Annotated in this window: 13 protein-coding genes; 6 read left to right on the forward strand and 7 right to left on the reverse strand. The window is 68.6% G+C overall.

From position 1 onward, the window contains the following. Window positions 1–216: 216 nt before the first annotated feature. The 7 genes from ACOJUJ_RS21185 to ACOJUJ_RS21215 form a co-directional block, all read right to left on the reverse strand. On the reverse strand, window positions 217–1,536 hold the full coding sequence (locus ACOJUJ_RS21185) for a M23 family metallopeptidase (RefSeq protein ID WP_420128907.1): 1,320 nt from the start codon (window positions 1,534–1,536) through the stop codon (window positions 217–219). A 275-nt stretch (window positions 1,537–1,811) separates the two neighbouring features. Further along, window positions 1,812–2,399, reverse strand: a complete 588-nt coding sequence (locus tag ACOJUJ_RS21190; protein WP_420128908.1) for a hypothetical protein — start codon at window positions 2,397–2,399, stop codon at window positions 1,812–1,814. After that, entirely contained in the window at window positions 2,396–4,444 is a 2,049-nt protein-coding gene (locus tag ACOJUJ_RS21195; protein ID WP_420128909.1) for a hypothetical protein, read from the reverse strand. The genes ACOJUJ_RS21190 and ACOJUJ_RS21195 overlap by 4 nt, the downstream gene beginning before the upstream one ends. Before the next feature lie 344 nt (window positions 4,445–4,788). Then, window positions 4,789–5,934, reverse strand: a complete 1,146-nt coding sequence (solA, locus tag ACOJUJ_RS21200; RefSeq protein WP_420128910.1) for an N-methyl-L-tryptophan oxidase — start codon at window positions 5,932–5,934, stop codon at window positions 4,789–4,791. Between the two features lie 111 nt (window positions 5,935–6,045). After that, complete coding sequence (locus ACOJUJ_RS21205) at window positions 6,046–7,149, reverse strand: aldo/keto reductase (protein ID WP_420128911.1); 1,104 nt, start codon at window positions 7,147–7,149, stop codon at window positions 6,046–6,048. Between the two features lie 560 nt (window positions 7,150–7,709). Then, window positions 7,710–9,101 (reverse strand): amidophosphoribosyltransferase, encoded by a 1,392-nt coding sequence (gene purF, locus ACOJUJ_RS21210; RefSeq protein WP_420128912.1) that lies wholly within the window; start codon window positions 9,099–9,101, stop codon window positions 7,710–7,712. Window positions 9,102–9,420: 319 nt separating this feature from the next. Further along, window positions 9,421–10,467: an AI-2E family transporter gene (locus tag ACOJUJ_RS21215; protein WP_420128913.1), complete on the reverse strand. Its 1,047-nt coding sequence runs from the start codon at window positions 10,465–10,467 to the stop codon at window positions 9,421–9,423. 308 nt (window positions 10,468–10,775) lie between these two features. On the opposite strand from ACOJUJ_RS21215, the gene ACOJUJ_RS21220 reads away from it, so the two are divergent. The 6 genes from ACOJUJ_RS21220 to mutL all read left to right on the forward strand — a co-directional run bounded on the left by ACOJUJ_RS21220 (window position 10,776) and on the right by mutL (window position 20,543). Then, the gene (locus ACOJUJ_RS21220) at window positions 10,776–12,071 is read left to right on the forward strand and encodes a serine hydrolase domain-containing protein (protein ID WP_420128914.1); all 1,296 of its coding nucleotides are present in this window, start codon (window positions 10,776–10,778) and stop codon (window positions 12,069–12,071) included. A gap of 686 nt (window positions 12,072–12,757) precedes the next feature. Further along, window positions 12,758–14,356, forward strand: coding sequence for a TldD/PmbA family protein (locus ACOJUJ_RS21225; protein ID WP_420128915.1), 1,599 nt, complete (start codon window positions 12,758–12,760; stop codon window positions 14,354–14,356). A gap of 193 nt (window positions 14,357–14,549) precedes the next feature. Beyond that, window positions 14,550–16,121, forward strand: a complete 1,572-nt coding sequence (gene secD / locus ACOJUJ_RS21230) for a protein translocase subunit SecD (protein ID WP_420128916.1) — start codon at window positions 14,550–14,552, stop codon at window positions 16,119–16,121. 22 nt (window positions 16,122–16,143) lie between these two features. Continuing rightward, on the forward strand, window positions 16,144–17,127 hold the full coding sequence (gene secF / locus ACOJUJ_RS21235; protein ID WP_420128917.1) for a protein translocase subunit SecF: 984 nt from the start codon (window positions 16,144–16,146) through the stop codon (window positions 17,125–17,127). 484 nt (window positions 17,128–17,611) lie between these two features. Beyond that, window positions 17,612–18,388, forward strand: a complete 777-nt coding sequence (locus ACOJUJ_RS21240; RefSeq protein ID WP_420128918.1) for a TatD family hydrolase — start codon at window positions 17,612–17,614, stop codon at window positions 18,386–18,388. A gap of 316 nt (window positions 18,389–18,704) precedes the next feature. Further along, complete coding sequence (mutL, locus tag ACOJUJ_RS21245; RefSeq protein ID WP_420128919.1) at window positions 18,705–20,543, forward strand: DNA mismatch repair endonuclease MutL; 1,839 nt, start codon at window positions 18,705–18,707, stop codon at window positions 20,541–20,543. The last annotated feature ends 250 nt before the right edge of the window (window positions 20,544–20,793 follow it).

Here is a 20,793-nt window from a genome sequence, read left to right on the forward strand (position 1 = left end):
TCCTCGCAACGGCCGTCGACCCCTCCCCCAACTTCGGGGGAGGGGTGGTCTGGTGCGATTCGAAGCAGGTCGAAGCGGGATCGAAGTTCTCCCCTCTCCGTGAGGACCGAACGGGGAGGGGCCGGGGGAGGGGCACCCCCGCGGACGCAGTTCGATGTCCATCACCGAGCCCCACCGACTCATCCACCACCCACCATCCACCCGGCCGTTCGATCCTCAGCTCGTGAGGATGATGTCGCCCGTGTTCACCATGACGGGCGCTCCATCGGCACCTTCTCCCGTCCCGATCACCGTCAGGTCGTGAAAGTAGGGTGGAAGGGCCCGCACCCCGCGCACGCCCCAGCCGGTGCGCAACTCGTAGTGAACGTGGGGACCCAGCGATGAGCCGGAGTTGCCCGCCTCCGCGATGATCTGGCCGGCGCTTACCCGGTCGCCCGCCTGCACCCGTACGCTGCCGGCGCGCAGGTGAGAGACAAGGCTGAACTCTCCACCCCCGTGGTCGATCAGGACGTAGTTGCCGGCCGTCGTCATCTCGTTCTCGGCGAGCGACCGCTGCGTCCACAGGTTCTCGGAGCCAATGACGTCGTTGTCCGGCTGCTGGTTGTGGACGGCGGCCACCGTACCCGCGCCGGCTGCCCGAACCGGGTGTCCCCAGGCCAGGTAGTCCTCGTTGCGCCTGCCGTCTCCCCGAAACGTCCGGCCCTGGCTGTCGGCCACCATCAGGTCCAGCCCGAACCGCTGAAAATTGTCGACCATCCCCAGATCGCGCGCCCAGCGGCCCAGGTACGTGCTGCGCCGGTGGTGCGACAGCACGTCGTGCCCGTCGGAAACGACGATGCGGCCGGCCAGCGGCAGCACCAGCCTCGCACGCGTGACGCACGGGACCAGCCGCACCGTGACCTCCGCCGGCGGCGCCGCGGGATCGGCAAAGTGGACCTCGTAGCGGATACGGGAGTCGCGCCGGACGGAGCTGAAGGCAAAGGGGTTGAAGAGAAGTCCCTCGCGCAGGGCTCCCGGCGTGCGGCCGGGGCCCAGCAACTCCGCCGGCTGCTGGGCGACGCGCCGCTCCAGCAGCTCGCCCGCGGGGCTCAGCACGAACGCCCGCAGCTCCGTAATCCGGATCTCCTTCTCGCTCCCGTTGCGGACGATGAGGTCGACGTTGAGATGCGGCGTCCTGCGCTCGTCAAAGCAGACCGCCTCCGGGTTGGCCGCGACGGTAATTCGGCCGCGGACGATTCCGGGGGTGGGAACCAGGCGCACGCCCACGATCCGGATGTGGCTGGCCGTATCGCCCCTCTGCACCACCAGGTCGTACGCCTTCCCCTCTTCCACCAGAAAGCCGACGGAGTCCGCGTCCGTCACGACGGTGACGCGATGGGGTCTGCCGTCGACCAACCCCGCGGGAATGGTGTCGGGCCGGACGTGTGGCCGCAGGTTCCACTGGAGCCTGGATGCCTCACCGTTGCGGATGTCGATGACCGATGCGTTGGAGCGGATGACGGGCGGGTTCTGCTGGGCACCCGCTGTGCTCGCCATCAGTAGAAAGGCGAGAACGAGAAGAGCTCGCATGGGGCGTGGATCAGAGGGGTGAGAGTTGTGTGCTGATTGCTACGTGTTTTGCCCGTCTACCAGCACTCTGGTCGGCTGGTCAAGCTTTGCGACAAAGCGTGGATCGAACTGCCTCCAGGGGGCTCCGCGCGGCTCGATCCCCGTCGCCGAGCTTCAAGTCCGCTCCAGAAATGCACGAGGCCCCGGCACATTCGCCGGGGCTCGCCTTGTCCACGAAACGTTCGTACTCCATGCCTGCGTGCTCAGAACACGCAGTTGAAGCAGTCGCGCGTGCGGAACTTGTAAGCGATCCAAAGCGAATCCGTGGACTGCATCCGTGCTGCGGGTTGCACCGCGTACCCGCGCAATCCCTCCGTCCGCGGCGGCGCCTCCGGCCGTGGCGGACGGGTCGACGCCACGCCGAAATGCACTTCGTAGAACCGGTCCCGCTCCACCAGGAGGGGGTAGTCCGCGGAACTCTCCGCGCCACTCGTATCCGTCAGCACTACGTGGAGCGATAACGCACGCGAGCCGGGGGAGGGCAGGGGCACCCGATACCACGCCGTCGTCAGACCGCCCCCGGGCCCGGTGAACAGGTCCCGTCCGGTGATCACTCGTCCTCTGTGCCCCTCGATGCGCAATTCGATGCGCGCGGCGTACGGATGGTTGGGAAAGTAAGTGGAATCTGCAAAGGAGAAGGACACCGCACTCTCCCAGGCGCTCGGAGGCTCAAACGCGGTGGATGTGCTGATCTGGGGATCGGGGTGCAGCACTCCGCTGCACCCGCAGAGAAGCACGGTGGCCACCAACAGTACACCGATCTTCCAGTCCGGCGGGCCCATTTTGCTCACAATGGCTCCTGGCAGATTTGGGGGCAGGGGTTTTCGGGTTGAGGATAAATCGACAGCCTCGGCGTCGGCGAACTGCCCACACTGCTGCGCTTGCTGTACAAGTTGATCAGCCAGTTCTTCCGAAAACCCGTGCTGCTTCTGAAGAAGGTGTATCCGGCCGTGGCGGATGTGGGCAAGGGGTTGCGTGTGTTGAAAAGCGTAACAACACTTGAGGAGAGTTGCACGGTGTACGGTGACGCGTACTCCAAGCAGAAGATCACATGATCGATGCCGGAGTATCCCCTGGATGTGCCGCTCACGGTTACCCGGCAATTTGTCATTGCGTCCGTCAGGTCGCGTGGTGAGCGCTGAATAGGGTCATCCGCTTCCGAGAATCCGTCGTCCGTAATATCCCACAGCAGTGCGGCCACGGCACCCTGGATGATTGAGCCGTCGTCGACGCAGGCGATGGTCATTCCACGCGCAGGATCATATCCCGCGACGCAGTTCTTGTAGTAGTGGTTGGTTTCCAGCTGGTTCTTCCACACCGGCATGTCCGCCTCACGGACGGTTACGGCGTACCAGTCTGCAAACGCCTCTCCCAGCGCGCATCCCAGGTTGGATGGAGCCTCGGGCGGGTGCTGAGTTTTGCAGTTGACCTGGTAGCGCATCAGACCGTTCTCGTCCGGAGGCGAGAACATGTACCGGTTCTGGAACTGGTGCCCGTACTCGTGACTCGCCACCATGATGCCGTACTCGCCGAAGATCATTTGGGGATCCTTGGCAATGTGCAGTTCGTGGTCCGGGTGAGTATGGTGGTAGTAGGTTCTGCCGTCGGTGTACAGGCCGGCGTAAATACGATGCGGGGGGTATGTTCCGAACCGGGTGTTGTGCCCCTCTACGCTTTTGGACAGGTTCACGAACAGGTGCGACATCTCGGCGTCGGCGCGCACCCCAACCTCGCCGTCACAGGGGGCAGAGTACGTCCCCGCCCGCGGTGCGTCACTGCCGGTGCCAAACGAAACCTCCACCCGGGCGCTCAACGTGTACACCACCGCCCGGATGCGGCGCTGACCAGCGGGTGCGCCGCAGTCGATCATTGCGGACGTGCCGTCGGCTGCGAGCGTGCCGGCACCGCTGGAAAGCTCGGCCCCGCTGAGCGAGAGGATGGTCCATACCACCCGCGCTCCTGCCACGGGCCGCACCGTGCTTCCCACTCCCGCGTCCACGTAGGTGGCCTTGATGCGCGCCATCGCATTGGTCGGCGGCGGCGGGTTGGGGTCGTAGGGCTCCGGGCATCCACTGGTCGTGGTAGAGCCCTCACCTGACGACAATCCTGTTCCCGGCATGCTGGAGGGGAGAATCGGGTTGGACGGGTAGAGGCTGCAGGCAATGTTCGCATCTCCGGTCCGTACACGGGCCGGCTTCTTCTCCGAGGCGCGTGGTCCAGATTCCTTGCGATTGCCGGACGCGATCAGCGTCGTGTCGAACGTGGCGGTAATGCGGCCGCCCGATTCGTCAATCCAGATCCAGAAGTCGCGGCGCGAGACGTCGCCCGATGCCAAGGGATCCGGGTTCGCCAGATCGGGGTGGGCGTAGCCTGTCACCACAGCGTGGTAGTAGCCCGGCTCGGGTATGGTCAGCGACACCCGCTCGCGGACACTTTCTCCCGCCTCAAAAGCGCGGCGCACGCGCAAATGCGGGCGCAGTTCCTCGTCCATCGGGATCTGCACTACCTCCCAGCCACGATTCTCAGCCGCGGAGATCTCGGGAAGCGTCACCCGCAGTTCCCCGTCCGCGGTTGGACGGCTGGCAGTTGCTTCCAAGGTGAGGTGAAGAGGATGTCCGGGCTTGAAGGAGCCCTGCGCTCCCAGCGCCAAGTCAAAGCGTGCCCGGCTGGCGAACTCTTCTTTTGGTGCGATCGACGAGGCATCGAAACGGACTTGGCCAGGATTCGCGTCCACATCCGTTGGGGCGGACGGGGCGTCGACACATGCACCGAGAAGTGCGGCGGAGATTGCGATTGGCAGCAGCGGTCTACGCGCGGCCGAGATGCGGAGGGACATGATCGATCCCTGCTGGAAGGAAAGGAGAGCGGAAGGCGGCCAGGAACCTTGGCCAGGTCTGCGGAGATGAGGCCCAACGGTATCGCGAGCCTTGTAGGAATGCGGCCCGCCATATGTTTAATGAAAGGTAGTGCCAGCGACTGTTTTGCGCCAGATGTAGGGATTCGCTGCCTTCCCGAGTTGCGCGCACATGGCCAAGTTCCGCCGTGGCCGGCAGGCGCTACGCGGACTTGTTCCCGTCCTTGTCGTGCCTTCGGACGAACGGACGGAGCCCCCGGAGATCGGTTCTCCGGGGGCTCGCGATCATCCATCGACCTCCGCGTCAGCCGCGCGGCCGGCTCCGCTCACGCGCTCCCGAAGCGGTCCAGCCGGAACGGCGCCAGGTCGAAGCGGGTGCGGCCCTCGGTCAGCAGGTCCGCGTGGATCTCGCCGATGGCGGAGGCGAACTTGAAGCCGTGGCCGGAGCAGGGGCTGGAGACGAGCACCCGTGGGTGTTCGGGATGGAAGCCGATGGCGAAGTCGGTGTCCGGCGTGTTGGTGAACAGGCAGGTGGTGGACGACCGCACCGGCGCCGCCGCGAGTTCCGGAAGCACCTGGCGCAGCGCGGCCCGCAGCGGCTCCACCTCGGCGTCGTCCACCGTCCGCCGCACCTGGTCGGGGTGGGCGGATACCTGGCCCTGGTGCATCAGCGCCGTCTTGACGCCCTTCTCCAGCCGCGGCAAGCCGTAGCCGATGGAGCCGGGCGCGTGCTCCCAGGCGTAGATGGGGCAGCGCTCCGGCGTGTACGGGTCATCCGCGCCGGCCGGTGGATCGAACCAGAACAGCACCTGCCGCTCCACCCGCAGCGGCAGGTGCGTCCCGCGCAGCAGCGCCCCCGTCCACGCGCCGGCCGTGAGCAGCAGCCGGTCCGCCGTGTACGCGCCCCGCGCCGTGCGGACGCGCACGCCCTCGCCGTCCGGCTCCCACTCCGTCACCCCTTCGTGAAAGCGCAGCTCGGCGCCGTGCCGCGCGGCGAGCGACCGGTGCGCGTCCGTGCACGCCTCCGGGCGCAGGAACCCGGCGCGCGGGTCCAGCACCGCCACGTGGTCGCCCGGGATGGAGAACGCCGGAAACCGCTCGTGCACCTCGCGCGGGCCCAGCAACTCGTGCGGCAGCCCGTGCGCCGCCGCACTGCGCAGCGTTCCCGTGACCAGCTCCCCCTCGCGCGGCCCGATCATCAGCCCGCCGTTCACGTGCAGCAGCGTTTCGCCGGCGTCGCGCTCCAGCGCCCGCCACAGCTCGTGCGCGCGCCGCACCAGCGGGACGTACAGCGGGTGCTCGAAGTACGTCTCGCGGATGATGCGGCTGTCGCCGTGCGATGAGCCCAGCGTGTGCCGCGGCGCAAACTGCTCAAGCCCCAGCACGCGGCGTCCACGCACGGCCAGGTGGTACGCGGACGCGCTCCCCATCGCGCCCAGGCCGGCGACGATCACGTCGTATCGTTCGGTCATCTTCGGTGAACGGGTGGGGGAAGGAGGACACGCATGATTCGGCGGATCAAGGATAAGGCCCCGGTGAGCTTTGCGCTCGCCGGGGCCGCGTCATCCATCATCCCTCCGCCGTCAGTCCGCCGCGGCGTGCTCCACGGCCTGCGGGGCGCCGGGAAAGCCGTCGCCAGCGTAGCGGTACACGGGACCCAGCGGCTCGCCGTCACGCACCATGGTGCCCTTGTAGCGCATGTGGTCCTCGTGCACCCCAAAGTTGGTGCGCTGAAGCTCCGCGATGCGGTTCAGGTCGTCCGCCGTCAGGTCCGGCAGGTCGCTGGCGCCGGCGAACTCCTCCAGCTGCTCCACGTTGTAGATGTTGGGAAGCGTGGTCACCACCACCGGGCTGGCCAGCAGCCACTTGAGCGACGCCTGGCCCAGCGTCATCCCGCGCCCCTCGTGCAGCCAGCGCAGCGACTCCAGCTTCTGCAGCCCGTTGATCAGCCAGCTGCGCGGGCGGTGGCGGCGGTGGTCGTTCTTGGCGAACTCGGTGTCCGCCGTGTACTTGCCCTCCAGCATCCCCGACGAGTGCGTCACGCGCACCTGAATGCCGGTCTGCCCGCCCTGCTCGGCCGCCTCGGTCAGGATCTGCCCCGGGAACGGCTCCAGCACGTTGTTGATGAGCTGCAGGCTGCGCGCGCGGCTGTTGCGGATCAGCTCCAGCCCCTCGAACAGGTAGCCGTTGCTGGGGCCCAGCGCGCCGCCCCACGCGCGGATCTTTCCCTCGTCCTGCAGGCGCTGCAGCGTCTCCCAGATGTCGTCGTTGGGGACGTGCTCCTCGTGCGCGTTGTGGTAGCTGACCACGTCCAGCACGTCCGTCCCCATCCGCTCCAGCGACTTCTCCACCGCCATGCGGATGAAGGCGGGGTCGGCGCTGTGGGGGATCTCCTGCTGGCCGCGGCGGGCGTCCAGGTGGTTGTACCAGTCGTAGCCCACCTTGGTGGTGATAGTCACCCGGTCGCGCCGGTCGCCGAACGCCCGGCGCAACAGCTCGTCCGCGCGGCCGTTGCCGTACGTGTCGCCCGAGTCGTACAGCGTGATGCCCAGCTCGTACGCGCGGTGCAGCAGGGCGACGGCCTCGTCGTCGGTAAAGTCGCCCCACCAGCCGGCGGCGAGGGTCCACATGCCAAAGCCGACTTCCGAGGTGCGGATGTCGGTGCCGGGATAGGTACGGTACTTCATCGAGCCACTCCTTGGGGTCGGGCGCGAGATCAGGTCAGATTCTGGAACTGCGTTTTCGGCGATGACGGTGATCATCCGCCGAACGCCGCAGATTGCATCAACCGAAGCGCGTCGGCAAGTCGGGCGAAGCCGCACGGCACGTGGGGGATCGGCTGATGTGCGTGTCGCGGGGGCCCTCACCCCCGGCCCCTCTCCCGCAAACTGCGCGGGAGAGGGGAGAAGTCGGATGCGGCGTCGAACGGCATCGAACTGCGCCCGCGGGGGTGCCCCTCCCCCGGCCCCTCCCCGTTCGTTCCTCACGGAGAGGGGAGAACTTCGATCCCGCGCGAGGAACCTGGCCCTGCACCACCCCTCCCCCGCAGTTTGGGGGAGGGGTCGACGGCCGCTGCGAGGAACGAGCAAAAGGTCCGTCGGGGGAGAGGGCCCCGCGTCGCAGACGCGATGCGGTTCAATCCCTGTCGCCGAGTCCCGATCCGTCGGCATACCCAACCTCCCCCAGGGTTTTTTGGGGGAGGTGCGAGCCTAGGCGAGCGGAGGGGGCGCCGCGGGTTGCCGCCAGCTCAGCAGTGCGAGCTCATCGCCAGGCCCTCCTGCGCGTCCACCAGCGGGGCGCGGTAGTCGCCGGTAAAGCAGGCGGTGCAGTACGTCTCGCCGCCGTCCCGCACGCAGTCGATCATCCCCTCGGGCGACAGGTAGCCCAGCGACTCCACGCCCAGGTACTCGCGGATCTCCTCCACCGACCGGTTGGAGGCGATCAGCTCCTCGCGGGTGGGCATGTCGATGCCGTAAAAGCAGGGCCAGCGCACCGGCGGCGAGGCCAGGCGGAAGTGCACCTCCCTGGCGCCCGCCTCGCGCAGCATGTGCACCAGCGAGCGGCTGGTGGTGCCGCGCACCAGCGAATCGTCCACCACCACCACGCGCTTGCCCTCCAGCACCTCGCGCACGGGGCTGAACTTCATCCGCACCTTGAAGTCGCGCCCGGCCTGGCCGGGAGTGATGAAGGTGCGGCCCACGTAGTGGTTGCGGATCAGCCCCAGCTCGAACGGAATCCCGCTGCGCTCGCTGTAGCCCACCGCCGCGCTGTTGGCGCTGTCGGGGACGGAGATCACGATGTCGCCGGGCGCCGGCTCTTCCTCGGCCAGCTTGCGGCCAAAGGCGCGTCGCGCGCGGTCCACCGTGTAGCCCCACAGCCTGGTGTCGGGGCGGGCAAAGTACACCAGCTCGAACACGCACGGCTGCGGCTCGGCCACAAAGCGGGGAAGGCGCCGCACCTGCTCGATCTCGCCGCCGCGGATGCGGATCAGCTCGCCCGGCTCCACGTCGCGCACGTAGCGCGCGTGCACGATGTCGAGCGCGCAGGTTTCGCTGGCCACCACCAGCCCGCCCGTGGGGAGCGCGCCGATGACCATGGGGCGGTAGCCGTACGGGTCGCGCGCGGCGTACAGCACGTCGTCCATGGTGATGAGCACGCAGTACGCGCCCTCCAGCTGCGACAGCGCGTCCATGATCTGCTCGTCGGCCGTGGTGGCGCGCGAGCGGGCGATCAGGTGTACGATGACCTCGCTGTCGATGCTGCTCTGGAACAGGGAGCCCTCGTTGAGCAGCTTTTCGCGCAGCAGGTTGGCGTTGGTGAGGTTGCCGTTGTGCACCAGCGCCAGCTGCCCCGCGCGAAAGGTTTCGCGGATGGGCTGCGCGTTCTTGAGCCCCGCGCCGCCCGCCGTGCTGTAGCGGATGTGCGCTACCGCCACGTCGCCCGGCAGCTCGGCGATGTGCGACGGCTGCAGCGCCTCGGACACCAGGCCGGCGCGGCGCACGCGGTGGCTTTCACCGGTCGCGGTGTCGAAGCTGGCGATGCCGGCCGCCTCCTGCCCGCGGTGCTGCAGGGAGTACAGGCCCAGGTAAGCAAGCTGGGCGGCCTCGGGGTTCCCGGAGACCGCGACGATTCCACACACGAGAAAGCACCGCCGTTGCAGGTTGCCGCCGCCGATCCGCCATGCGGAGCGAAGGGGTGAAATCTAGAGCCGTTGCATACCCTTCGGCAACGGAACGGGTCGCATCCCATTCACATCCACCGAATTTCCGGCAGCGAATACCGGATGCGGCGTTTGTGTGTGCACTCCGGAACAGAGTTCACGCGGAGGCGCGGAGAAACAGATGAGCCGCGGTGGAGCTTCGGTGCATCCTCCGCGGCTCTCCGTCCGTTTCGAGGAGGGGCGTCCAGGGCGGGTGCAGCCAGCTCGACCATGGCGTCTGCTCCGCGTTCCAGCCGCGTCAGTCCGGGGCCTGCACGATCATGGCCGGCTGCGCCGTTTCCAGGGCGACGGGATGCGGGGCCGCGGCGCCCAGATATTCCTCGCGGTACATCTTCAGCAGCTCAAAGAAGTAGGCGATGGCCAGCGGGCCCAGCAGCACGCCCAGCAGGCCGAACAGCTTGAGCCCCGCGAACGCGCCCACCAGCGTGGCCAGGGGATGGATGTTCGACACCTTCTTGAAGACGACCATCCGGACGATGTTGTCGGTGCTCCCCGCGGCCACGCCCACGATCCCCAGGATCACCATTGCGCCCCACCGCCCGTCCATCCCCAGCACCACCATTCCCGGAATCCACACCAGCGCGCTTCCCAGCATCGGAAGCACCGAAACCAGGCCGGTGATCACCGCCCAGAACGCGGGGCCGGGAAGGCCCAGCGCCCAGAACGCCACGCCCACCATCGTCCCCTGCAGCAGCGCCGTGAGCGCCGTCCCCACCAGTGTGGCCTGGGTAACGCTGAAGAAGCGGGCGCGCAGCATGTCGGCGTTGGGGTCGGAAAACGGCACGAAGTCGCGCACGCTCTTCCACACCACGCCCGGGTACAGCAGCAGGTAGTACAGGCCAAAGAAGGCGATCACCAGGCTGAGCAGGCTTCGCGCGGCGCTTCCAAAAAAGCCCAGTGCCTGCTCCGACACCCACGCCGCCGCCGTCCCCCCCGCCGCGGCCAGCTGCGGCCCCACGTCGATCCCGCCAACGCGGAGGGTGGAGAACCGGTCGGCGTTGGCGCGCAGCACGGCGATGGCCTCCGGCGCCTCGGCGACGATCACGCCCACCATCACGCCCAGCGGAAGCAACACCAGCACCAGTGCGACGGTAAGAACCAGGAACGCCGAAAGGCGCGGTGGGATCACGCGCGAGAGCCGGCGGTGTGCGGGGGCGCAGATCACGTACAGCACCACGATTCCCAGCAGTCCGGTGACAAAGGGCACCAGCGCCAGGGCGATGGCGATGCCCAACAGGGCCACCAGAAGGCCGGCGCGCTGCCGGCGGGTCTCGAAAAACGCCATGGGGGACGGGCGAAAGAGCGGGGAACGGGAAACGCCGGCGAGGAGGGCGTGCGAATGATACACGCCTACGCCGTCCGCCGCCACGCGGTTTCGCGGATGTTCCTAATCCGGAGTTAACCCTTTGGGGTTCTGCGGTTTATCGGATTCCGTTATACTCCGAGCGTTCCCCTGACAGAACCTTCGCGCCCCATCCACCGTACAGCGTTGTGCTGCATGGGCTTGCGATGCGCGCGGACACGAGTCGGGCACGAGATTTTCTAACGCGGCGGATCGTTCCGCGAGCGTTGTGAAAGGGATGGGTGGACGACATGGTCTACGAAAACGAGCACGAGCACGGGATGCGCAGGCGGCGCCTGGCCGCGGCGCTGGCCCTGGTCGCCGCCGGGGCGGGCGTGGGCGTGGCGCAGCACGACGCCGGCCGCACCACGCTGGACGCGGTGCAGGCCGTCGCTCCGTCGCCGACCGTCGCGGCTGCCACGGTGGCAGCCGTGGTGGTGGAGACCAAGGAGGAGCGCCGGGCGCGGCTGGAGCGCGAAAAGCTGGAGCAGGCGGAGCGGCTGGTGCAGGCGGAGATTCGCCGCGGCGCCTTTCCGGGCGCCGCCCTGGCCGCCGGCCGCGGCGCGCACATGGAGCTGCTGACGGGGCTGGGCAACGCCGAGTGGGGCAAGTACGAGGTGGACCCCGAGCGCACCATCTACGACATCGCCTCGCTGACCAAGGTGGTGGCCACGACGTCGGCGGTGATGCTGCTGGTGGAGGACGGCAAGCTGGCGCTGGACGTGCCCGTCAAGCGCTATCTGCCCGAGTTCAGCGGCGGGGCAAAGGACCGCGTGACCATCCGCCACCTGCTGACCCACACCTCCGGACTTCCCGCGGGCGCGGGGGCGCCGGGAACGCCGTCGCAGGCGCTGCGGGCGCTCATCCGCACGCCGCTGCAGGCCGCGCCGGGGGAAAAGATGGTGTACAGCGACGTGGGCTTCGTCGTCCTTTACGCGGCGGCGGAGCGGGTGGCGGGCGAGCCGGTGGACGAGCTGCTGCAGCGCCGCGTCTTCAAGCCGCTGGGGATGATCTCTACCGGCTACAACCCCGGCGGTGAGGCGTGCGACCGCTGCTCGCCCTCGTACCGCAAGGACGACGGCACGCCGGTGCGCGGCAAGGTGCATGATCCCACGGCGCGCAAGCTGGGCGGCGTGGCGGGGAACGCCGGCCTCTTTTCGACGGCGGCGGACCTGGCGCGCTTCGCGGCGATGCTGGCCGAAGGGGGTACGCTGGAGGGCGTGCACGTGTTCGACGAGCAGACCATCCGCCAGTTCACCGAGCGCCAGGAGAAGGCGGGGAACCGTGCACTGGGGTGGGAAACGCCCAAGCAGAGCGGCGGCTCGTCCGGCCGTCAGGTGAGCCGCAAGGCGTTTGGCCACACGGGCTTTACGGGCACGTCGATGTGGATCGACCCGGAGCGCGGCACCTGGACGGTGCTGCTGGCCAACCGCACCTTCGATCCGCACGCCAGCAACCGCATCCAGGCCCTGCGCCGCGCCGTGAACGACCGCGTGGCCGAGGCCGCGGAGCTGGCCGACGTGAACGGCGTGCTGGCGGACGAGTAGGTGAACGGGTGAACGGGTGAACGGGTGAACGGGTGAACGGGTGAACGGGTGAACGGGTGAACGGGTGAACGGGTGAACGGGGCCGAGAAATCGTCGGCGGCCACCTATCTACCCTCCTTCGGCGAGCCGGCCGGGGGAGGGTGGATTCGTTTTGAGAGCGGCGGCCTTGTACGAAATCTGGGAAAACACCTGTCATTCTGAGCCTGAGAGAGCGCCCCCGTCGGGCTCTCGGGAACGCCACGAAGCCAGTGGCGCGCCCGAACAATCTCCCTCCCCGCGCGCGGAACCCTTTCCGGGCAACGCTTGGGAACTCTGTCGTGACGGAAAGAACCGCGCGTTTCAGCATAGAGATTCTTCGGTCGGCGCCACTCTCCTGCGCGAATGAAGAGCTTTGCGCGGGGCCTTCCTCAGAATGACAGTTGCGTCGGATCTGGTATCATCGACCGCTTGTGTCCGTCTGCCGTACGTCCGGTGGCTTTGTCCGGCGCTAGGGTTGCCGCAGTTGTGGAGCGGACTCACCCGCTCACCCGCTCACCCGGCCACCCCCCACACCCGCTCACCCGTTCACCCGTTCACCCTCACACCCCTAACCTCCCCCTCACCCCCCGCCGGTTGCTCCGAACGGGCGTTCGAAGTTAGCTTGGAGGCCGAAAAACTCCCTCTCCATCGCACCAGGAACAGCGCGAATGAAACGCCGCGATTTCCTTGCTACCAGCGCCGCCGTGGGGGCGGGGCTCATCCTGCCGCACGGAGGCGCGTACGCCACCACGCTCCGCGGCCGGCCGGATGCCGACCACCGCGAGCTGGCCATGCGCGCCCTGGACGCCGCCCGCGGCGCCGGCGCCAGCTACGCCGACGTGCGCGTTTCGCGCAACCGCAACCAGTCGCTGGCTACCCGCGAGCGCCAGATCACCAGCTTCGAGGACGAGGAAACCTTCGGCTTTGGCGTGCGGGTGCTGGCCAACGGGGCCTGGGGCTTTGCCGCCAGCCGCGACCTGTCCCTGGACGAAGCCGATCGCGTAGCCCGGCAGGCCGTGTCGCAGGCGCGGGCCAACGCCGCCGGGCGCGCCCGCCCCGTGGAGCTGGCGCCCGTGGAAGCCGTGGCCGACGGCCGCTGGCAGTCGCCGATCGAGATCGACCCCTTTTCCGTGGCCATCGAGGAAAAGGTGGGCCTTCTGCTGCAGGCCAACGAGGCCGCCATGGGGGCGGGAGCGCGGTTCGTGAACTCCTCCATGTTCTTTGTGCAGGAGGAAAAGACCTTCGCGTCCACCGAAGGCTCGTACACGGTGCAGACCCTTTACCGCTCGTACCCGCAGATGTCGGTGACGGCGGTGGCGCAGGGGGGCGGCGACTTTCAGCAGCGCCAGTCTACCCCCGTGCAGCCCATGGGATTGGGGTACGAGCACGTCCGCGACGCCGATCTCGTCGGCAACGCGGCCAAGTGGGCGCAGGACGCGGTGCAGAAGCTGACGGCCAAGCCGGTGCAGCCGGGGCGCTACGACCTGGTGCTGCTTCCGTCGCACCTGTTCCTGACCATCCACGAGTCCGTGGCGCACCCCACCGAACTGGACCGCATCATGGGGTACGAGGCCAACTACGCGGGCACGTCGTTCATCTCGCCCATCCAGGACTACCTGGGCAAGTTCCGCTACGGGCAGCCGATCATGAACATCCAGGCGGAGCGCAGCGCGCCGGGCTCGCTGGCCACCGTGGGCTGGGACGACGAGGGGGTGCGGCCGGACGAGTACCTGATCGTCAAGGACGGCGTGCTGAACGACCTGCAGACCACCCGCGAGCAGGCGCCCATGCTGGCGGAGTGGTACCGGCAGAGCGGCAAGCCGGTGCGCAGCCACGGCAACAGCTACGCACAGCGCTGGAGCGACGTGCAGTTTCAGCGCATGCCCAACGTGAACCTGATGCCGCACCCCGAGCGTGACGTGACGCTGGACGAGATGGTGGAGGGGATCGAGAACGGGATTTTGATCGAGGGGCGCGGGAGCTACTCCATCGACCAGCAGCGCTACAACGCCCAGTTTGGCGGGCAGGTGTTCCACGAGATCCGGAACGGCCGGGTGACGGGGATGCTGAAGGACGTGGCGTACCAGATGCGCACCCCGGAGTTCTGGAACAGCATGGACCTGATCGGCGGGCGGTCCACCTACGAGGTGGGGGGATCGTTCAACGACGGCAAGGGCCAGCCGTCGCAGAGCAACGCGGTGTCGCACGGCTGTCCCCCGGCCCGCTTTCGGGGCGTGAACGTGATCAACACGGGGCGCCAGGCCTAAGTATCCTTCGTCCAAGCGCTTGCCCCGCACGGGCCCCCGCCGCCGCACCCCGGCGCGCGGGGGTCCGCCCGGTTGACAGGGAGGTGTAAGCGCGGCTAGTTTTTCGAGTTATCCCGAACCGTTCCGTCGCTGTGCTCGCAGGGCCGGACAATCCGCCTCCACCACCCTACCCTCGGGGAGTCACCACCCTCCGATGTTTCAGAACCTCAAGATCCGCGTCGGCCTGATCCTGGTGCTCGCCGGGCTCTGCATTGCCGCAATGTTCTACCAGAAGCAGGCGCAGGGCGACATCGTCACCCTGGGGCTGGACCTCAAGGGCGGTACGTACCTGGCGCTGGAGGTGGACGAGACCCGCGCCCGCCTGACCGACGAGCAGCGCAAGGACGCCATCGACCGCGCCCTGAAGGTGGTGCGCATTCGCGTGGAGGGGCTGGGCCTGAGCGAGCCGATCGTGCGCAAGTCGGGCGACTACCGCATCGAGGTGCAGCTGGCCGGGCTGCGGAACACGTCCAGCGCCCGCAACGTCATTCAGAAGGCGGCGTTCCTGGAGTTCCAGATCGTCCGCGGCGAGGCGCTGCGCGACGCGCTTCCGCGCATCGAGCGGGCCGTCGTGGCGGCCATGCCCAACGAGGCGCGCGGCGCCGCGGCGGCCACGCCGGCCGGCGGCGTGTTCCAGCAGGGGGCGGGGGCGCAGAAGCAGGACTCCGTCTCCGTGGGCAAGCCGTTCGAGAGCAAGCTGGCGCGGGCGGGGAGCCAGGGTCAGTTCCTGGTGGCGGCGGCGGACACGGCGGCCATGGCCAAGTACCTGGCCCTTCCCGCGGTCCAGGCGGCGCTTCCCCGCGGCACCGAGCTGGTGTGGGGCGTGGCTTCGGCCGAGGAGGCGCAGGGCTTCCGCTCGCTCTGGCTGCTGGAGCGCCAGCCGCTGGTGACGGGTGAGGCGCTGGAGAGCGCGGTGGCCGCCACGGACCCGCAGTTCGGGCGGCCGGTGGTGAACTTTGAGCTCAACCGGCGCGGCGGCCGCACCTTCGGGCGCGAGACGGGTCGCAACATCGGCAAGCAGATGGCCATCGTGCTGGACGAGCAGGTGTTCACGGCGCCGGTCATCCGCGGGCAGATCAGCCGCAACGGCCAGATCGAGCTGGGGCAGGCCACGCTGGACGAGGCGGCCGACCTGGCGCTGGTGCTGCGTGCCGGCGCGCTGCCCGCCCCGCTGCGGGTGGTGGAAGAGCGCACCGTGGGGCCCTCGCTGGGCCAGGACTCGGTGAACAAGGGCTTCGTCGCGGGCCTCATCGGCCTGGCGATGGTGGTGGTGATCATGATCGGCTACTACCGCCTGGCCGGGCTGTTCGCGGTGATCGCGCTGACGCTGTACGTGCTGTACACGCTGGGTGCGCTGGCGGCCATGGACGCGGTGCTCACCTTCCCCGGCATCGCCGGCCTGGTGCTGTCCATCGGCATGTCGGTAGACGCCAACGTGCTGATCTTCGAGCGAATCCGCGAAGAGCTGGAGGCGGGCCGGGCGGTGCGGCCGGCGGTGAGCGAGGGCTTCAAGCAGGCGCTCAGCGCCATCGTGGACAGCAACATCACCACGCTGCTCACGGCGGCCATCCTGTACTACGTGGGCACGGGTCCCATCCAGGGCTTCGCGGTCACGCTGGGGCTGGGCATCGTGATCTCCATGTTCACGGCCATCTTTGTGACCCGCACCCTGTTCACCCTGTACCTGGAGCGCCGCTCGCCGGCCGCGCAGGGCCTGTCCATCTGACGCGGCCAGAGGAATAACCGAGATGCGTATCTTTCAGCACGCGAACTATCCGTTCATGCAGTGGCGCCGCCGCGCCTACATCGTCACCGGCGTACTGCTGCTGGCGGGGCTGGCGGCGATGATCATGAACGTGGGCCGCTACGGCTCGTGGCTCAACTACGGGGTGGACTTCGAGGGCGGCACCCTGGTTCAGCTGGAGTTCAACCAGCCGGTGCAGGCCGACCAGTTGCGGGCCGCGGCCGAGGCGGCCGGGCACGACGACTGGGAGATCACCAACTTCGGCTCTGCCCGGGAGTTCGTGGTCCACATGGAGGCGTTCAGCGGCTCGCTGGGGCAGACGCCGCAGCAGTCGGTGGCGCAGACGCTGGGGTCGCGCTTTCCCGCCGACAGCTACCGGATCGTCCGCACCGAGGCGGTGGGCGCCAAGGTGGGCGACGAGCTGCAGTTCCAGGCCCTCATCGCCATTCTGCTTTCGTTCCTGGCGACGATGGTGTACCTGTGGGTGCGCTTCGAGTGGCGGTTCGGCCTGGCGGCCATCGCGGCCACGCTGCACGACATCCTGATTACCCTGGGCCTGCTGGCCATCATGGGGAGCGAGATCTCGCTGGGCACGGTGGCGGCGTTCCTGACCATCGTGGGCTACTCGCTCAACGACACCATCGTGGTGTTCGACCGCATTCGCGAGGACCTGGCCAAGCCGCGCCACGGCAAGACGTACATGGAGCTGCTGAACCAGGCGATCAACGAGACGCTGCCGCGCACGGTGCTCACGGCGTCGGGCACGCTGGCCACGCTCATCTCGCTGGCCGTGCTGGGCGGTCCGGTGATCCGCGACTTCGCGGTCGTGCTCATCCTGGGCATCTTCATCGGTACGTTCTCGTCCATCTTCGTGGCGTCTCCGGTGCTGTACTTCATCCAGACCAAGTGGCCAGCCCAGACGCCCAAGGCGCAGCAGGCCGCCCCGTCGCACAGCAGCCGCCAGCGCGCCGCCCGGACCACGGTCTGAACGGAACGTGCGAGAGTGCGGAAGAGCGAGAGTGCGAAAGTAACGGCACTCGCTGGATGACGAACCGCCGCGGCCTCAGGGTCGCGGCGGTTCGCTTTTGGGGCGGCGGCGGATAGATTCCGCGCCCCGGACGATGGTTCCCCCGTCGGGTGAGTCCGCCGGCGCCGATGGTTGCCCGCCGAGGGCCATCCCGGGTTGAAACCCGAGGCTATGAAGGCCACAAGCCCCGCCCTGGGCTCGCGGAGTTCGCCCGGCGGGGCTTCACCCGCTCGTGTCAGCAAGGGCCTGCGCGGCGGAGAGTCTCGGCCGCGCGGGGCAGACCCCACAGCCGGGAAGACGCGCCGCCGGTTGTGTGACGTTTATACCCTCTCCCGCTTGCGGGAGAGGGTGCGAGCCTTAGCGAGCGGGTGAGGGCCCCCGCGGTCCGTACGATTCCGCACTTTCGCACTTTCGCACTTTCGCACTCACGCACTCTCGCACTCCCATGTCCCTCACCGATTCCCACGCCCACCTCGCCGCCGAACGCATCCTCCCCATCGTGGACGAGGTGGTCGCGCGCGCAGCGCAGGCGGGGGTGACGACCATCGTCAGCATCGCCACGGGGCCGGACGATTGGGACGCGGACCTGGCGCTGGCGGAGCGCTTTCCCGGCGTCTACGCCACCTGCGGCATCCATCCGCACACGGCGTCGATGGCGTCGGAGGAAGCATTCGCGCGGATGCGGGAGCGGCTGGCGCATCCGCGCGTGGTCGCCGTGGGCGAGACGGGGCTGGACTACCACTACGACTTTTCGCCGCGCGACGTGCAGCGTGACTCCTTTGCGCGGCACCTGGAAATCTCGCGCGAAACCGGGAAGTCCATCATCGTCCATGCGCGCACGGCGGACGAGGACCTGCGGGCGATCCTGCGCGAGGCGGGGCAGGGGACGACCGGCGTGCTGCACTCCTTCTCCAGCGACCGCCCGCTGCTGGAGGACGCGCTGGCGATGGGGTGGTACGCCTCGTTTTCGGGGATGGTGACGTTCAAGAACTACGCGGGCGCGGATTTCGTACGGATGGTGCCGGCGGACCGCATCATGATCGAAACGGACACGCCGTACCTGGCCCCCGTGCCCCACCGCGGCAAGACCAACGAGCCCGCCTTGGTGGCCCACGTCGCCGCCCGCTGCGCCGAGTTGCGAGGCGAGGACGCGGACGAGTTCGCCGCGCGGACCACGGACAACGCACGGCGGTTCTACGGGATCCCTCACCCGCTCGCCTAGGCTCGCACCCTCTCCCGCAAGCGGGAGAGGGTATAAACGTCGCACAGGCCTGCGGAGCGTCGTGGACGCTGAGCCCGAGCGGCGGGCGCCCCACGGAGATTTTTTCGAGCCCTGTCGAAACGGCTGGATTGGCGGCTGCTCAACCTCCCCCAGGGTTTTTTGGGGGAGGTGGGCGAGTGGTGCGAGCCCGGAGGGGGCGCGCCGTCGGACGCCGCGTGATGCCGGTCCATCTCGTCCTTTGTCAACCGTTGATTCCGGGCGCGCGGCGGACTAGCTTCCACACCGAAGCTCACCCGAAGCCGTTCGACGATCATCCATGCCGCGCCGCATCCACGTTCTCCCCGAAAAGCTCGCCAACCAGATCGCCGCCGGGGAGGTGGTGGAGCGCCCCGCGTCGGTGGTCAAGGAGCTGGTGGAGAACGCGCTGGACGCCGGTGCATCCCGCGTGGACGTGGCGGTGCGCAACGGCGGAAAGACGGAGATCCGCGTGGCGGACGACGGGCACGGAATGGGGCGCGAAGACGCGCTGCTGGCCATGGACCGCCACGCCACCAGCAAGATCAGGTCGGAGCAGGACCTGGCCGCCATTCGCACCCTGGGATTTCGCGGCGAGGCGCTGCCCTCCATCGCTTCGGTGTCGCGGATGGTGCTGGAGACGGCGGAGCGCGACGGCCACGGCACGCGCGTGGTCGTCACCGGCGGGCAGATGGCGGCGGTGGAGGAGTGCGCGCGGCGAACGGGGACCACCATCTCCGTGCGCAGCCTGTTCTTCAACGTTCCTGCCCGCGCCAAGTTCCTGCGCACCACGGCCGCGGAGAACCGCGCCATCGGCGAGGTGGTGACCACGCAGGCGCTGGCGATGCCGGGGATCGCCTTTACGCTGGATTCCGGCGCGCGCGACGTGCTGACGCTACCGGTGGCGTCCGGGGTGGGGGAGCGGATCGGCGCGCTGTGGGGGAACGAGGCGATGGAGGAGCTGCTGCCCGTGGCGCACCGGATGGGCACCATCGCGCTGTCGGGCCTCATCCAGCGGCCCAACGCGGCGCGGCCGGGCGGGCGGCGGACGTACCTGTTCGTCAACGGCCGCGCCTTTGGCGACCGCAACCTGGTTCGCGCGGCGGACCGCGCCTACCGGACGACCATCGCGCCCGGCAACCACCCGCACCTCTTTCTGTTCCTGGAGGTGCCGGACGGCGAGGTGGACGTGAACGTGCACCCCGCCAAGGCCGAGGTGCGCTTCCGCGACAAAATCGGCGTGGAGCGGGCGATCGAGGAAGGCGTTCGCGCGGCGCTGGCGGGGCTGGAGAGCACGCCCAGCATCGGCGCGCGGGCGCAGGTGGATCCGCTGTACGGCGGGTGGACGCCGACGCCGGGCCCGTCGATGGTGCGCGAGACCCCCGCGCCGTACGGTGCGGCGCCTTCGTCTGCCCATGGGAGCGCTCCGGTTGAGACAGCCGTGAGCACGGACCCCGTTTCGCAGATGACGCTCTTCGTCACCGGGGGGAGCCCGGCGCCGGGCGCGAACGGCGAGGCAGGCGGAAAGCCGGGCGTCCCGACGGACCTGTTCGACGGCGCGGCGCCGGTGATGTGGCAGATCCACAACACCTACATTCTGGCGGAGACGCGGACGGGGCTGGTGATGGTGGACCAGCACAGCGCGCACGAGCGGGTGCTGTACGAGGAGATCGTGCGCGGCTTCGACGCGGGCGTGGGCGCGGAGAGCCAGCGGCTGCTCTTTCCGCTCACGCTGCGGCTCTCCCCCGCGGAGTACGCGCTGGTGGAGCAGATTCGCGGCGTGCTGGAGCGCGCGGGGTTCGAGGTGGAGCCGTTCGGCGGGCGGTCGATCATCGTGCACGCGGTGCCCAATCCGCACCCGTACTTCGATGCGGAGCGGTGCCTGCGCGAGATGGTGGCGGAGCTGAACGACGGATCGCCGCTGGTGGACACCGCGCGGACGCAGCACCAGCGCATCGCGCTGTCGATGGCGTGCAAAGGCGCCATCAAGGCCGGCCAGAAGCTGAGCCAGAAGGAGATGGCCGAGCTCTTCGACCGCCTGTTCGCGACCGAACTGCCGTATCACGACATCCACGGCCGTCCGACGGTGATTCAGCTGAGTCTGACGGAGCTGCACCGGCGGTTCGGGAGATCGGGATGATGGGTTCGGAGCGGTTCGGGAGATTCGGTGCGCGCGGCGGGCGCCCCCTCCGCTCGCTCAGGCTCGCACCTCCCACAAAAAAGACTGGGGGAGGTTGGGTTGCCGACGCATCGAGGCTCGACGAACGGGATCGCACTGCGCCCGACGCGGGGTGCCCCTCCCCCGGCCCCTCCCCGGTGGTTCCTCACGGAGAGGGGCGTAGTCGATAGCGCGGCGGCGGGCCTGCCGCCGGTCTCCCTCCCCCACGCCG

Source organism: Longimicrobium sp. (genome assembly GCF_048594345.1).
GTDB lineage: Bacteria > Gemmatimonadota > Gemmatimonadetes > Longimicrobiales > Longimicrobiaceae > Longimicrobium.